The organism is Paenibacillus helianthi, from assembly GCF_001909055.1.
GTDB lineage: Bacteria > Bacillota > Bacilli > Paenibacillales > Paenibacillaceae > Paenibacillus_AQ > Paenibacillus_AQ helianthi.
In genome coordinates this window covers 17,179-32,022 of the sequence record NZ_LVWI01000044.1, presented here as the reverse complement: position 1 = coordinate 32,022, position 14,844 = coordinate 17,179, and the positions used below count along the sequence as shown (strand labels likewise).

General features: G+C 51.1%; 9 protein-coding genes. 4 read left to right on the top strand and 5 right to left on the bottom strand.

Annotation, left to right across the window (positions count from 1 at the left end; genetic code table 11):
* Window positions 1–14: 14 nt before the first annotated feature.
* Window positions 15–968, bottom strand: a complete 954-nt coding sequence (locus A3844_RS16315) for an ABC transporter permease (RefSeq protein ID WP_425270607.1) — start codon at window positions 966–968, stop codon at window positions 15–17.
* A gap of 412 nt (window positions 969–1,380) precedes the next feature.
* Here A3844_RS16315 and A3844_RS16310 point away from each other — a divergent pair, with 412 nt between their 5' ends.
* Window positions 1,381–2,421, top strand: coding sequence for a LacI family DNA-binding transcriptional regulator (locus tag A3844_RS16310; RefSeq protein WP_074107948.1), 1,041 nt, complete (start codon window positions 1,381–1,383; stop codon window positions 2,419–2,421).
* A 147-nt stretch (window positions 2,422–2,568) separates the two neighbouring features.
* On the opposite strand, the gene A3844_RS16305 is transcribed toward A3844_RS16310, so the two are convergent.
* Window positions 2,569–3,735 carry a serine hydrolase domain-containing protein gene (locus A3844_RS16305; protein ID WP_244169787.1) on the bottom strand — a complete coding sequence of 389 codons (1,167 nt, stop codon included), beginning with the start codon at window positions 3,733–3,735 and terminating at the stop codon, window positions 2,569–2,571.
* Window positions 3,722–5,701 carry an alpha-amylase family protein gene (locus A3844_RS16300; protein ID WP_074107947.1) on the bottom strand — a complete coding sequence of 660 codons (1,980 nt, stop codon included), beginning with the start codon at window positions 5,699–5,701 and terminating at the stop codon, window positions 3,722–3,724. Before A3844_RS16300 ends, A3844_RS16305 begins: the two co-directional genes overlap by 14 nt.
* Before the next feature lie 159 nt (window positions 5,702–5,860).
* On the opposite strand from A3844_RS16300, the gene A3844_RS16295 reads away from it, so the two are divergent.
* The gene (locus tag A3844_RS16295; RefSeq protein WP_074101726.1) at window positions 5,861–6,730 is read left to right on the top strand and encodes an AraC family transcriptional regulator; all 870 of its coding nucleotides are present in this window, start codon (window positions 5,861–5,863) and stop codon (window positions 6,728–6,730) included.
* 73 nt (window positions 6,731–6,803) lie between these two features.
* On the opposite strand, the gene A3844_RS16290 is transcribed toward A3844_RS16295, so the two are convergent.
* On the bottom strand, window positions 6,804–7,688 hold the full coding sequence (locus A3844_RS16290) for a helix-turn-helix transcriptional regulator (RefSeq protein WP_074107946.1): 885 nt from the start codon (window positions 7,686–7,688) through the stop codon (window positions 6,804–6,806).
* Between the two features lie 109 nt (window positions 7,689–7,797).
* Between A3844_RS16290 and A3844_RS16285 the strand changes: the two genes are divergently transcribed.
* Together A3844_RS16285 and A3844_RS16280 are read left to right on the top strand one after the other, a co-directional pair.
* Complete coding sequence (locus tag A3844_RS16285) at window positions 7,798–8,931, top strand: glycoside hydrolase family 88 protein (protein WP_074107945.1); 1,134 nt, start codon at window positions 7,798–7,800, stop codon at window positions 8,929–8,931.
* Between the two features lie 3 nt (window positions 8,932–8,934).
* Window positions 8,935–9,933: an alginate lyase family protein gene (locus tag A3844_RS16280; RefSeq protein WP_074107944.1), complete on the top strand. Its 999-nt coding sequence runs from the start codon at window positions 8,935–8,937 to the stop codon at window positions 9,931–9,933.
* Window positions 9,934–10,311: 378 nt separating this feature from the next.
* Here A3844_RS16280 and A3844_RS16275 read toward each other — a convergent pair whose 3' ends face one another.
* Complete coding sequence (locus tag A3844_RS16275) at window positions 10,312–14,835, bottom strand: OmpL47-type beta-barrel domain-containing protein (protein ID WP_074107943.1); 4,524 nt, start codon at window positions 14,833–14,835, stop codon at window positions 10,312–10,314.
* Between the last annotated feature and the right edge of the window lie 9 nt (window positions 14,836–14,844).

The window sequence follows — 14,844 nt, the reverse complement described above, 5'->3', positions numbered from 1 at the left end:
CAGATACTCCTTTCTTAGTAAAGGCCGTCGCCCTCATTCAGCTTCTTCACAATAAAGTTCACCGTAATGAGCAAAACAACGTTGATGAGAGAGTTGAACAAACCCACTGCGGCTGAGTATGCGTAATCGCCTGACTGCAAGCCTATTTTGTAAACATAAGTCGGAATGATCTCGGAGGACGGCAGGTTGGTTGCCGTTTGCATGAGATAAGCCTTTTCAAATCCGATCGACATGATGCCCCCCGCCGCAAGAATAAACACAATAGCCATTATCGGGCGAATGGTTGGAAGATCAATATGGCGTATTCTTTGCAGAAGATTGGCTCCATCCAGATTCGCAGCATTATGTAACTCAGGGTCAACGTTGGCAAGAGCCGCCACATAGATAATTGAAGCCCAGCCTGCACTTGTCCAGATATCCGAAAGAATGTAGATCCAGCGGAAATACTCAGGACGGGACATGAACATTACAGGTTCACCTGTAGCCCAGGTAAAGATCTGGTTGATTGGCCCTGTCGGAGACAAGAAGATAAACAGCATACCCACCACAACCACTACGGAAATGAAGTTAGGCGCGTACAGAAACAACTGTATATTCTTTTTGACAGCAGACCTCCTGATCTGATTCAGCATCAAGGCCAGCAGAATGGGAACGGGAAAGCTCAAAATCAGACCGAAAAAACTTAATTTAAGCGTATTCATAAAAATCTCTTCAAAATTGGGGGAAGAAAGAAACTTGTTGAAGTTGTAAAAACCTACCCATTCACTGCCCATGATTCCTTTGATCGGGCTGAAATCCTTAAAGGCGATGATCGCGCCATACATTGGACCATATTTAAAAATCAGGGTCAGGATTAGCGCCGGTGCGAGCATTAAATAAAGAAAGTAATGTTTCTTCATAAAATTTAATAAGGAGCTCGAAGATTTGGGCACCGTACTTCTAGCATCCGCTTTCATTGTGTTTTGCAATGCCTTTGCCTCCATTCTTTTACACATTTAATTTGTGATGCACATATGAGCCCAACGTTTCAGCTGAACTTAAGTCCTGCTGCATTTACAATTTATCAGAGAGTTCACCATGCGTCAATACAATATGTAAAATTATTTTTGTTCATTTGACAATAAAAGGACTCCAAAAAGGTCCATTTCGCATTAAAAAATTATATAAAGAGGAATTCAGGCAGTAAAAATGCAATTTTAATCACGATATACTCATAACGAGTTATTATTTTCACGTTATTTTTGAACATGGATTAGTTTACAAATGTAAAATTATTTGTTCATTTGTAAATTTGAATATTGCTATTTTTAGAAAACTATTATACATTTAAGGAAGTTAAGACGATGAAAAGAACACGACATAGAGGTGAATGTACAATACATGGCTAGAGATAGGGTAACCATACAAGACATCGCTGATGCTTTGGGAATCTCCAGAAACACGGCCTCCAAAGCCTTAAACGGAACGATAGGCATTCCCGATGAAACCAGAAATAAAGTCATTAAACAAGCGAGAGAAATGAAATACAAGCAGTTTTCCTTTATGGAGGACGAAAGCAAGTTGTCTAAGAGCTCCAGAAACATCGCTTTATTAACAGAGAACTTGCCAAACACTTCCCATTTTGGATCGACCCTGATCAGCGGTTTGGAAAAATGCATCAGCGACGAAGGGTATAATTTATCCATTCACATCATCCGGGATATCGATCAGCAATCGCTATCCCTTCCCAATAATTTTGATGTGTCCAATGTGGACGGGATCATCTGTATTGAGCTGTTCAATCTGGAATACAGCAAGCTGATTACAAGCCTTGAACTTCCAACCATCTTCATCGATTGTTCTGCTCATGTCTGCTACCCTGAATTTCAAGCGGATGTGCTGTTGATGGAGAACGAGCACAGTACTTATCTGCTTACGAGGAAGTTAATTGATGAAGGTTACAATACGTTCGGGTTTGTCGGGGACTTTAACCATTGCCGGAGCTTTAACGAAAGATGGGTGGGGTTCAATCGCGCTTTAACGGAGGCCGGCATCCGGTTGGATCTCTCACAGTGTGTTCTGGATGAGGATCGGTACTTTTTCTCCACCCCCAGTTGGGCGGATGAAAGGCTGCAGGGTATTACCCAGCTTCCATCAGCTTTTATATGTGCCAACGATTTCATCGCCGTCAGCTTTATGAAAGCACTTAAAAATCAAAACCATTCCATTCCCGGGGATATTGTTGTCTGCGGTTTTGATAACAGTCCAGAATCAAAGATCATCGAGCCTCATCTGACCACCGTCCATATTTACAGTAACGAAATGGGGGGCACCGCTGCCCAAATGCTGCTGTCACGGATCAGCCATCCCGAACAGCCTTATCAGGTCTCTCATATCTATACAACCCCCATATTTAGAGACTCTACACCAGATATGATATAGAATGGACCGAACCCTATTTCAGGTTGAATCCCATTCTTCGCTCCCTAAGCAGTAGATTACAATCAAAAAGCAGCGACTCCCATAACGGCAGAGTCGCTGCTTTTCCTGACTTTTTGGTGGCTTCTTAGATCAAAAGGTGCAGTTTAGTTACAGGCAGGCATACACGATATTTCTCAATCTTGGATGTACAAAAGGCTCCTGGTTGTTCAGCAGATGCTGCGCATACATGACCGTCAGCTGTGAAGCCGGATCAATAATGGCCAGGCATCCTGCCGCACCGCTCCAGCCGAATTCACCGAGGGGGCTGAGTGAACCGCTTTCTGCTTGCGAGATGTGGGTTCTCACACCCAGCCCATAGCCGTAACCCTTCAACTGCTCCCAGCAAAAGTCCCCGCACATATTGCCCACCAAATGATCGGTCCGCATCAGATCCACCGTCGCCGGCGACAGAATACGCACGCCGTCCGGGCTTGTGCCCTGATTCGTCAGCGCGTTCAAAAACAGAGCATAGTCGCTAACGGTAGACAGCAGTCCCGCCCCGCCGCTCTCATATTCGCTTCCGAGCCGGTACCCGTTCCCGTCCTTACGTATGGGCTTGCCAAGCGCATCACTATATTCGTACTGCGGGGCCAGACGGACCCGCTGCTCATCCGAGAGATCGAAGCCCGTGTCCGTCATGCCCAGCGGTCCGGTAATTTCATCCCGGATATATGTGCCGAACCGTCTGCCGTCCACAGCCTCGACGAGAGCGGCAAGGACATCATGACACAAACTGTAATTCCACCGGGTACCCGGCTCGAACTGCAGGGGCTCCTTGGCGATCGCCTCCGCGAAGGTGCGTGTCGGCATCTTCCCATCCGTGCTTCTCACTGCATCCCGGATAGACGGTGCTTCGAGATCATAGGAGAAGCCAGCCGACATCGTGAACAGATCGCGCACGGTGATAGGCTTCACCGCCTTCTCGAATGCAAGTTCACCGTCCGGCTGTCTCTTCTTCACGGTCATATCAGCGAATTCCGGCAGGTAGTCTGACAGCGGATCATTCAGATGAATTGCTCCCTTTTCAACGAGCTGAAGAGCTGCCGTACATGTCATAATCTTCGTTAGTGAGTAAAGGTTGATCAACTGCCGGTCAGTGACAGGCGTCTTCTCTTCCAGATTCGCGTAGCCCTGACGGTAACGGAAAACTGTTTCATTCCGGTGCATAACGAGCACCTCCGCCCAAGGAATACGCCAGGAAGTGATGCGGTCCATAAATGAAGCTAGAGGTTCAAAGTTCATCATTTTCCATCCTTTCAATTCAATCCGATTCATAATCGAGGACCACCATTTGATGGCACTCCAGCACGGGTACTGTGTAACGAACAGTCCGGCCCTCACAGCTAAAGGGGAGCGGTGTCATCTGAGGTGCCAGATACACCTTGGTGACGAGGCCCTCCGTCTGAACGGAAACCTCGACATTGTATACAGGGATAATGTCCTCAATCACTTCGATGCTCTCGCCTCTGCGGACTGGTGCCGCGTACAGCAGGTGATTGACCAGGCGGTTCTCGGCCCTCTGCTCCTGCAGCGTAACAATGCCCTGCGCCGGCAGATTCGTATGCAGCGTCTTGCCAGGAAGCAGCCGATTCAGCGCGTAAAGAACCGTTTCCTTCACAATGAGGCTCCCTTTAGCAGCGTAATCTTCAAATACGTTCCACGCGATATAGATTCCATTGCCGTTCTCCACCATTCCCGGTCCTCCGCTAACGTAGCTGCTAGGCGTATGCTGATGGGAGCAGAACGTAAAGCCATCGCGGTTAAAATAAGGATCTTCGCGGCGTCCAAGCTCAGTTCCGCCGTTAAGCCCGATCTTCTGTCCCTCCCCATAAAACACAAAGGAGGCCTCCTGCAGGCTTCCGGGCTTGAACAGAGGACGGAAATAATCGGGGCGGAATGGATTAACTCCCGAATACTGTACTCCGAGATCCATCATGAACCGCGTCCCTTCAGGATCCAGATTGGACCAGCCCGTCGCGAGAATTTTACCGCCGCTTTGCAGGAACTGCAATAATTTGCCGCACAGCCCGTCATCCACCGCCACATAATCGGGCATAATCAACACTTTATAAGCTGTAAAATCATGCTCTTTATCGATAACATCGAACAGGATTTTCCCCTCCAGCAGAATGCGAACGGCTCCGGCATCCGATGGTGGCCTGCGGCCCTCCGTCTTAGCCTTGGGATGCACACCGGTCGACTCAAGCGACAAAAGTGCCACATCCGCTACATTCTTCGCCAGAGTACACCAGGCTTCCTTGTCCGCAACCTCGCGGTAAGCTTCTCCGATCAGGGCATAGGTGGCTTCATCCATATGGCCGTCGGGATGCAGCTGATCGCCGATTGAACATCCCGCACCATTGGCGATGCTGAGCGCAGTTTCATAACGGAGCGCATTCGGGTGCTTATACCCGCCGAATTCCCCCCAGGACGTATGGAATTTCCCGGTCATCCCGAGAAAATCGAGACCCAGCGTCTGCGCATACCTGGCCGACAGCGGGAAATGATCATAGCCCCAGCCGCCTGTAGGCAATGATTCCAGCTCTAAATGGTCGTTCATGTATGCCAAATCGCGGCGGCCGCGCGCGATGTGTCCGCCGTTATGGAAGATCGGCAGCCCCGGCTTGATCGCCTCAACCGCTTCTTTCACTCTTGCCGTATAATTCGCGTAGGTTTTCTCCCAGAGTGTACGCATCGCCTTTTCATCCCGGGGATCACCGCCTTCCCGCCGCATGCTCTCTATACAGCTATGGCAGTAGCATTTGCGCACACCGACAATATCGAAAAACAGGCCGTCCAGATCATAGCGGGACACGACTTCACGGGTTTGTGCAATCAGGATATCCAGGTATGGCGTGTTCATGCAGAACTGGTGATAGCCCGGTTCCATGAAGCCTTTTACCCAGTTCGTTTGGTCATTCTCATCGCGGATCAGCCACTCCGGGTGCAGTCTGGCCAGTCTTTCATCCAGTCCGGCCGACAGATATACGGGCGTCTTCACATGGATCTCATGTGCAGCCTCGATCTGGGCTCCAAGTAAATCAAAGCTCAGCCCGGGATGAATCACCCCCGCCTCCGACGGATGATAACTCCAGCCGTGATGGCATTTAGAGAACACTGTAACCGAATCTACGCAGCCTAGCTTTAGCATCTCCTGAAACTGCTGTTGGTCAAAACGGGCTCCGATCGGCGTTATCGCTTCGGAGGTGTGATAATCGAGATGGACCTGGCGGAATCGCATATATACCCTTCCTTTCCGAATTCATATACGTTAAGTATATAAATATTCCTCTGGATCAGACAGGTTCTGTATCGACTTAAAGTAGCACATTTTCTACCTTATCGGTTTCTGGCGTGATACAATGAGGCAACGATATCAAAGGGAAAGGTGAAACCTGTGATGAACTGTCTGGAGCTTACCATCCCCCCGCTGCCGCAGCTGGTAACTATCGGCCATACCTTCTGGCCCCCGGGACAAAAGCATGAAACCCGTTCGTTCGATGTATACGACCTGTTGTTTGTCTTGAAAGGCACCTTGTATATGATGGAAGATGACGTCCCCTACGAAATCAAAGAAGGCTCCATGCTTGTGCTGGAACCCAACCGTATGCATACGGGGTATCGTCCTTGCGAAGAAATCACCGAAATTTACTGGATTCACTTTGTCCATCCGGCGCCTGTCCGGACGATCGAAAGCGGGAAAATCCCCTGGTCCTTTCCATACGTCAAAGGAACCAATCTGGATGTGGAGCCGAACCTGCAAGTGATGTATCTTCCGAAATTCGCCACCTTGCATGTCCCTGACATCCTCCCATTCCTGGAGCGGATGATGGAGCTCCATCACAGTTTATCGCCTGCGCACTCCTTGCCGCTGCAGATGCAGCTGGCCGGCTTGCTGGTACAATTGCAGGCTGCGGCACGGCTGCAGAATGCCTCCCGCGCAAGACAGCTCTGCGATCACACCATCGCCTATCTTCAGCAGCATCTAACCCGGCCTTTCGACGCGAAGCATATGGAACAGACGCTTCATTACCGGTTCGACTATCTCGCCCGGTGCCTCAAAACGTACACGGGCATGAGTCCGCTTCAATATCTGCATGATCTGCAAATCAAGACAGCCAAATCACTGCTGGAGAACATGGAGCTGTCCGTATCCGAAGTCGGCCAGCAGGTCGGTATTGATAATCCCAATTATTTTATACGCCTGTTCCGCAAACAAACGGGAATAACGCCTGGAAAGTACCGCAATATCAGAATTGGCAAAGCTTAATATAACAACAGGGCCGAAATCATTCATAGCCTGCTGTCTAAGGTTTATAAGACCTCAGGAACGCACATGCCCGTTATTTGGCCGTATGATGAAGCGCCGAGCGGTAGTCCAGAGGTGTCATACCTTTGTGTTTTTTGAACAGCTTGCAAAAATATGGGGGGCTTAGCCTTCCGATCTCATGGGCGATTTGCTGCACCGGTTTACCGGAATTCGCGAGCAGCACGCAGGCTTCACGGATTCTTCTGGCCGTCACGTAATCCGTTAGTGTTACTCCAGTGTATTGCTTGAACAAATGGGATACATAGTAGGAAGACAGATGCAGCTCCCCGGCCAGCAGTTCCAGGCTGAAGGGCTGTCTGAAATGACCTTCGATCCAATCCATAATCGATTCAATATGGGCGGTTTTTTTGACAGACCAGCCTTCCGGTGATAGCTCCTCATACGGAATAACCGCCAGCTGGAGATGGCGCAGCAAGGAAATCAGAAACAAAATACGGGCCTCTTCCTGATCCTCCCCTGCTTCCGTCACCGCCTGAACATGGCTCTCCATCACTCCCGTCAGCTGGCTTTCTGTGAATGTGAACTTGGGTGAAGTCAGAGCTCCTTTGGACAAAAAGCGGAGAAACGCCTGAAGCTTGGGATACGGCTCCAGAAACGGCTCCAGATACCTTGGATCGAAAGTCAGATTCGTCCGGACATACCGGGTATCCCTACGGCCGGGAACCTCCACCTTGTGCAGCTGGTAAGGCTGGAAGCAGAAGAGCGCTCCTCCTTCCAGTTCGTAGGATGCGCCCTCCACCTCCACAAGCCCATCCCCTTCATGGATAAATAACAATTCCAGACCTTGATGCGCATGAAATTTAAGAAAATGATCATCCAGCCACTCATCCCGGTAGGCCAGAAAAAAGCTGCTGTGACCCGGATCTACATGTTCAATATGTCCCGCCAATACGTCCACCCCCATATCTCCATAACCGCAATCTGGTTATATTTTAGCACAACAAGGAATTACTGTTCCGGATATATAATAGAGGCAGCCTTTCTATCAATGAATGGAGGATGCCGCCATGTGGGCACAAGCCATAGAGGACGCCTTAAGTGTGATTTCACAAAATATTGACCGTTTCGGAGAGAAGTTTCCCCTCACAAGCACCCAAGGAAACCGGATCTACCGGTTAACGCCTAATAATGATTGGACCGAAGGTTTTTGGTCCGGACTTCTCTGGCTGTCTTACGAGTATACTCAGGATAGCCGTTATCGGGATGCTGCTATGAGAGCGTTGGACAACTTCCGGGAGCGTCTAGAACAGCGGGTGAACCTGGATCATCATGACATCGGATTCCTATATTCCCTCTCCACCAAAGCCCATTGGATTCTGGAAAGGGACGAAAACTCCCGGTCTGCCACTTTGCAGGCTGCGGATGTTTTGCTGGAGAGATGGCGCGACACTCCAGGAATTCTGCAAGCTTGGGGTCCTAAGGACGATCCGGAGAACGGCGGGCGTATTATCATAGATTGTCTGATGAATTTGCCTTTACTGCATTGGGCTTACCAGCAGACCGGCAGCGAATGCTACCGCCAGGCCGCCGAGAAGCAGACGGCTATCAGCCGCCGTTTTCTGGTCCGCGGAGATGACTCCACGTACCACACTTTCTATTTCGATCCGGTGACCGGGGACTCGATCCGCGGCGGCACCCACCAGGGCAGCCGGGATGGCTCGACCTGGACCCGGGGGCAAGCCTGGGGCATTTACGGATTCGCCCTTGCCTACCGTTATCTGCGTGAGCCTCAACTACTGGAAACCTCTAAGCGGTTAGCCCGCTATTTTGTGGACCGGCTCCCTGAGGATGGGGTGGTATACTGGGATTTCGATGTACCGCAGGTGCCGGAGACTCAGCGGGACAGCTCCGCAGCAGCCATAGCTGCATCGGGAATGCTCGAGCTGGCCGCGCTGCTGCCGGAACAGGACGTTGACCGGGAATGGCTGTCAGCCGCAGCCAAGCGAATCGTTGCCTCCCTGGCCGTTAACTACTCCACGAAGGATGAGCCCGCGGCCCAAGGACTCCTGAACCGTGGCTCCTACGCCGTACGGCTCGATATTTCACCCGACGATTATGTCATCTGGGGGGATTATTTCTATCTGGAGGCCCTGATGCGGCTAGAGCGCGGAGTACCCGGCTATTGGTATGAGCGGCAATGACATATGCCCGAAAATGAAAGGATCGATGCCCCGATGAACAGCCATACGGCACAAAACCAGCTTCTGCACGTTGCAAATGAAGGGATGTCTGTCAGCTGTCACGCTGTTCCTTCATGGCATATCCCCGGCTTCTATTTCGATACGACCGGCCATCAGACAGCCAAACGGCTGATGGAGGCGGATGCCCAGTCCGCCTGCACGGCAGCGTTAGCCTACCGTTTCACGGGCGAATCCATTTATGCGGATAAGGCAGCCGAACTGATTGATGGCTGGGCAACCGTGAATAAGGAGCTGGCCGGGGACGACGGCCCCCTTGTCTCCGCCTACCTGGGAACCGGCTTGCTTCAAGCGGCTGAGCTCATCAAGCACTATCCGGGGTGGCCCAAGGAGAATAAAGATCAATTCATCTCCTGGATGAGCGAGGTTTTCTTACCGGCATGGGTGACAATCCCGCTTAGAAACAACTGGTGGAGCTGGAGTCTTTATGCCCGGTTGTCCCTCTTCCGCTTCATGGATGACCAAGCCCGTTTTGCGGAAGCAGCGGCCCATCTCAAAGAACATATCGATAACTCTCTTGCACCTTCGGGATTGATTCCGGAAGAAACCATGCGGGGATCGAATTCAATCTGGTACCATTATTTCTCTCTCGCTCCCATCACCGCAGCCATGAAGCTGATCCATGACACAACCGGCGAAAATTTGTTCCACTGGACCTCTCCTGGCGGAGCAAACATCAAGACAGCGCTCGATACGTTATTCTATTATGCCGATGGGCACATCGAGGAGTGGCCGTACGATAAAGATCAGAAATTTCCGAAGCCGCTGGCTTCCGATTCGTGGCCGCTGGACCTATTTGAAGCCATGTCCAAGGTTTACAAGGAACCCGAATATGAACGTTTCGTCGCCCCTTATCGTCCGATAACCGGCAATAAAAATCTGAACAGCGGGTATTATCAGTCCTATGCCTGGATTTTCCCCGAGCTGCAATTCATGGATGAATAGGCAGGTGCTCCTGAGGAGCGAAGTGGAATTAGTGAACTTAATTGTGCCGGGAAGCGTTCTCACAGAGCTGTTAGGTGGAATCAGTAGACTTAAACTAGGCATATTCAGCTATAAATAGACGAATGTGCCGAATGAAGTCTACTTTTTCCAACAAGCGCTTGCGAGGAGTGGGAACGGTAGATTTAAGTTCACTTTTTCCACTTGAGCCTGCCGCCAACTAGGGTTCTCCGAGGAAAAAGAGACAGAGGAAGCAAAGGTTTATCGGCAAGCAGAGGCAGTACCTTTCCCCCACGTCTCAACCAAAACGGCTGTACTGTCCAGTGAAGGACGGCACAGCCGTTTTGCTTATTCCATTTCATCCGCAGATCCAGTCATGAGTTAGCCCTGCGTCCCCGCCCTTGCCAGAATATCAACTGCATCCCGCTGCAGGTAGGCCGCAGCTTCAGCCCGGATATGCTTGCCGCTTTGGGCCTGCACCTGTTGAAGGAATGCTTCCACTTGGCCGTGATCAAGTTTGGTGCTCAGACTGTTTGCAATGCCATGATTGTCTATCCATGACATCTCTCTGAACAGGCTGACCAGCGCTTTCAGCGAGTTAACGTCGGCATAGGTCGTGAACGTTACTGTGCGCTCCTGGGTATTCCCCGCCTTATCGCTGGCGGATACAATGAAGGTGTGGGTGCCAAGACCCAGCGTGTACAGCGGAACCGAAGCCCCCTGAACTACGGTCTGGTCATCCAGCAGCGCAGCGGTCTTGCTGTCATCCACTCCGGACATAACATCGGCAGCGGTCCACGACAGGGTGAGGGTTTCCGTACCTGCGTAAGCTCTCACAGCTGGCTCTGCGACGGATACCTCAGGGGCGCTGCTGTCCAGCTTGAAGCTCAAGGTTTTCGCTTCCTCGCTGTTTCCGGCCTTGTCCGCTGACCGGTAGGCCACCGAATAATGGCCATCCTGGCTAAAAATCAGCGGTCCCTGGTAGGGCAGCCAGGTCCCTCCGCCATTCACGCTGTATACGGTATCTGTTACGCCGGAGCCTATATCCGCAGCATTCAACTGAACCGTTACGGGGCTTACATACCAGCCGTCCGGGCCATCTGGCAGCGACGGGGTAGTGACGGCCGTGGTTACCGGGGCAGTCCGGTCAATCATTGTAAACTTGACGTCATCAAACCACAATTCGCTGAAGCCGCCTACATAAAAGCCTACCGTTCCCGTCAGATTATGTTTGGGATCGGAGCCATCCAGCCTCAGCTCACCGTTCACATACACGCGGATGCTGGCGCCGTCAACCAGAATACGAAGGCTGTATTCCGTATTTGGCTGCAAGTCCATGGTTGGAACATTCTTCGTTTGAAGCACCGTCCATGTCGGGCTGTAGAGAATCCACTGGGAGGTCCCGTCCGCCAATTTCTTGTAGGCAATCTTCCCGGAATTGCCTGCAGCAGAACGGTCATACACGTACAATGTGCCCGTATCCGGAATTTCCGCAGGTGTTTTCAGCGTGAAGGTCAGGTCATAATCCGTGAAAAGCTTCGGATGAAGTGCGGAAGCCCCCTTCAATATTTTGTACATTTTGTTTCCGTTCACCGTCACGATACTGCGATTGGGGTCCACCGGCCAACCATTCGCTCCTGAATCGTAATCCGTGAAGTGAAGGGTATCCGAAACCACAATCCGGACAGAGGCTGACGCTGCCGGGTTGGCAACCGAGGAAACAGTGACCACAGTCTCCCCTAAGCCCTGGGCAGTGACCATCCCGTTCTCACCGACAGAGGCCACCTCCGGATGGCTGGACTGCCAGACAACGGAACGATTCTCAGCGTCCGACGGATCGAACTGGACCTGTAGCTGCAGTTGTTCATCCATCACCATGTTAATGCTGCTCTTATCGACCAGCAGTCCGGCCACACCCTTTGTCGGTACCCTAAATTTGATATCGTCGAACAAAAGGTAGTCGAAGCCGCCGGCATAGAATCCGACTTTACCGGAAGGATTAAAGGTCGGGTCGTTGGCCTTCAGCTTGAGCTTGCCATCAGCATAGACACTGATCTCCTGTCCCTTGACGATAATCTTCATATTGTAGATTGTATCCGGCTTCAGATCCTGAGCGGCCAGCACATTCTGCTTCACCGTACCCCAGGCCGCATTATACAGAATCCAGGCAGAGGTTCCGTCGGCATACTTCTTGTACCCAATTCTGCCTCCGCTGCCGCTCGGATTCAGTCTGTCGAACACGTAGAACGTGGCCGACTCCGGAATCGCCGGAGGCGTCTTCAGCTTGAAGGTCAGTTCATAATTGCTGAAGTCGTTCTCATTCAGCGTCGTCGCACCTTTTAGCAGCTTATACATATGGTTGCCGCCATCGACTTCTACGATGTTCCGGTTCGAATCGCTCGGCCAGCTATTACGGCCGTTTTCGAAATTCGTATCATCCATAATCCCGTCACCGACTTCAACAGTCACCTGGACCTCGTCTTTGAGCAGCGGGTTGTCTTCAGAGACGGCTGTTACAACCGCACTTCCCAGATTTACACCCTTCAGCTTACCCGTCGCATCCACCTTTACCACGGAAGGATCGCTGGAGCTATACTGTAGTTTATTGTTGGTGGCATTCCAGGGAAGAACCGCCGAATTCAGGGTGTACGATTTCCCGATGCCCATGGTGAGGGTATCATCATACAATACAACACCTCGTACAGGGACCCTGTCGGGAGTCAGGTATGGGCCTATCTTGCCTACGGTGCCCATTTCGCTGAAAGGCACCGTTTGGAAGCCCGGAATCTGCTGGAACACCTCAGCGTTCGCCTTCAGATTCAGATCGCCTCCCGCCAGATTCACGAAGCCCGGATCATGGTCGGTTACCCAGTTGTTCGCATATTGGACCAGATTGAGTTTATCGTACGCTCCGTTCGCATTCGTGCCGCTTCTTGGTTTGGTTGGATTGTAGATGACATTATTCTGGAATGTGTTCGTGTCAGGATAATAGCGGTTCTCTGTGAAGAAATCCGCCAGCTCCGGATACTTGACCAGATGCGGCATGCCGGTAAAATTGTTGTATTTTTCGAACAAAGCATGCCATGGCTGCATATAGTTTTTGGAGATTTGCTGCTCGGGTCCGTCACCCAAATACATATCGGAGTAGTCATACGGAACCTTGGCATCGATAAAAAGGTTGTTCCGGGTGCGGATATGGGCACCGCCGTTATTCAAAATGGCAGAGTTGCCCATCCGGTAGAAAATATTTTTTTCGATCGTAATCCCCATAGTGAAGTTATCAGGGTACACGCCCTGAACCCCGGCCTTGCCTTCCCCTATATTGTGAAAGTAATTCCCACGGATGACTGATCCCCGTTCCTGCGGCGCAGCCCCCAGATTCATGTAGATGGCACCGAGATCCGCGAATGTTTTACAGACATCATAGATGTTGTTGTAATCCACGACATGGTCGTTGCCAAAGATCAGGATACCGGGATGAGGGGCATCGTGAATTTCATTATGGGAGATACGGTTGCCTGCTCCGGTCAGAATCACAGCCGGGTTATACGCTTTATGGTAATAGGCAAAATCATGGATGTGGCTGTTCTCGACCACATTATTGCCTGGCGCAAGCGTCAGGCGGTCTCCGCCGTTCAGAATCACTCCTGTTCCCCCGACATGATGAATATGCGTGCTAACGACAGCATGGTTAACCCCTGTACCCTTCGCAAAGTCATTGTACAGCCAGCGGCTCTGGGTATTGATCCGTACACCGCCTTCGGTGAAATTGCGGATTTCGCAATGCACGAGCCGGACACTATTACCGCCCATGATAACCGCTCCTGAATCCCGGCCATTCTCCAGAACCAGGTCCTCAAAGGTGACATGAGATGTATTGACGGTACTGATCATAGGGGTCTTAAGCATGGATACGGTAATTTCGGGATTGTTCCCCCCGAAGGCGGCTGTAGGCATGAAGTACAGAATACCTTGGGTCCGGTCAATATAATACTCCCCGGGCATATCGATCTCTTCCAGCAGATTCTGGGCGAAATGGAAGTCAGGATACCAGGTCTTCATAAGACCGCTCATTTCCCCGTAAGCTAATGTGATGGTCTTGTTCACCTTATCAATAGAGGCGATTTTGTTGTACGACCATTCCCAGCTATAGCCGAAGATCCCGTCGAGCCAAATATCATCCGCCTGGGTCCAAAGCTCAGGCCGCTCATAGGTGTAGGTGAAGGTGCCTCCCCGCGTCTGCAGGTCGGCGTCCTTGCGGGTGGGTCCCGGGTCAAGGATATCACCCATCTGAACTGTACCTTTGTTAGGCCATCTGGCCAGGGTCATCCCTTCACCTTCGATGTACAGCTCCATCGGCGGAGTCTTGCTTACATCGTTTGCTTTGTAGTAGCCATGACGGCTCATGACTCCATAATCAGAGATGCCATGGCCCATCAGATCTACCTTAAGAACCTTTGATCTTGCATCTGTGCTGATGATCCGGTTCAGAACCTTCGGGTCCGTCACCGGGGTGAACCACCCCTTCTTCAGCTCTTGGCCACCGCTTAACCGGACCGATTCGCCCGGATAAGCCTTGTAGGTAACCGGTTTGTCTGCCGTTCCTGAATCCTGCTCTTCCAGCAGGAAGCTTCCGGTCCGGTTGTATATCCCGCCCCTCAGATATACGGTAACACCGCCTTCCGGCAATCCTCCGCCCTGCTTAAGCTGGCGTATGGTATCTCTGGCCTTTTCCAGGGTAAGGAAGGGACTTCCCTCTGATCCCGGATTGGAATCGCTTCCATTTTCAGATACATAATAGACTGCTTCAGAACTGTGTGACTCCTCTGCCTGAATCGCCGCGGCCGGGAAACATCCTACTATTAATGCAATGATCGATAAGACAATAAACGTTCTTCTTCCCATGTTATATGA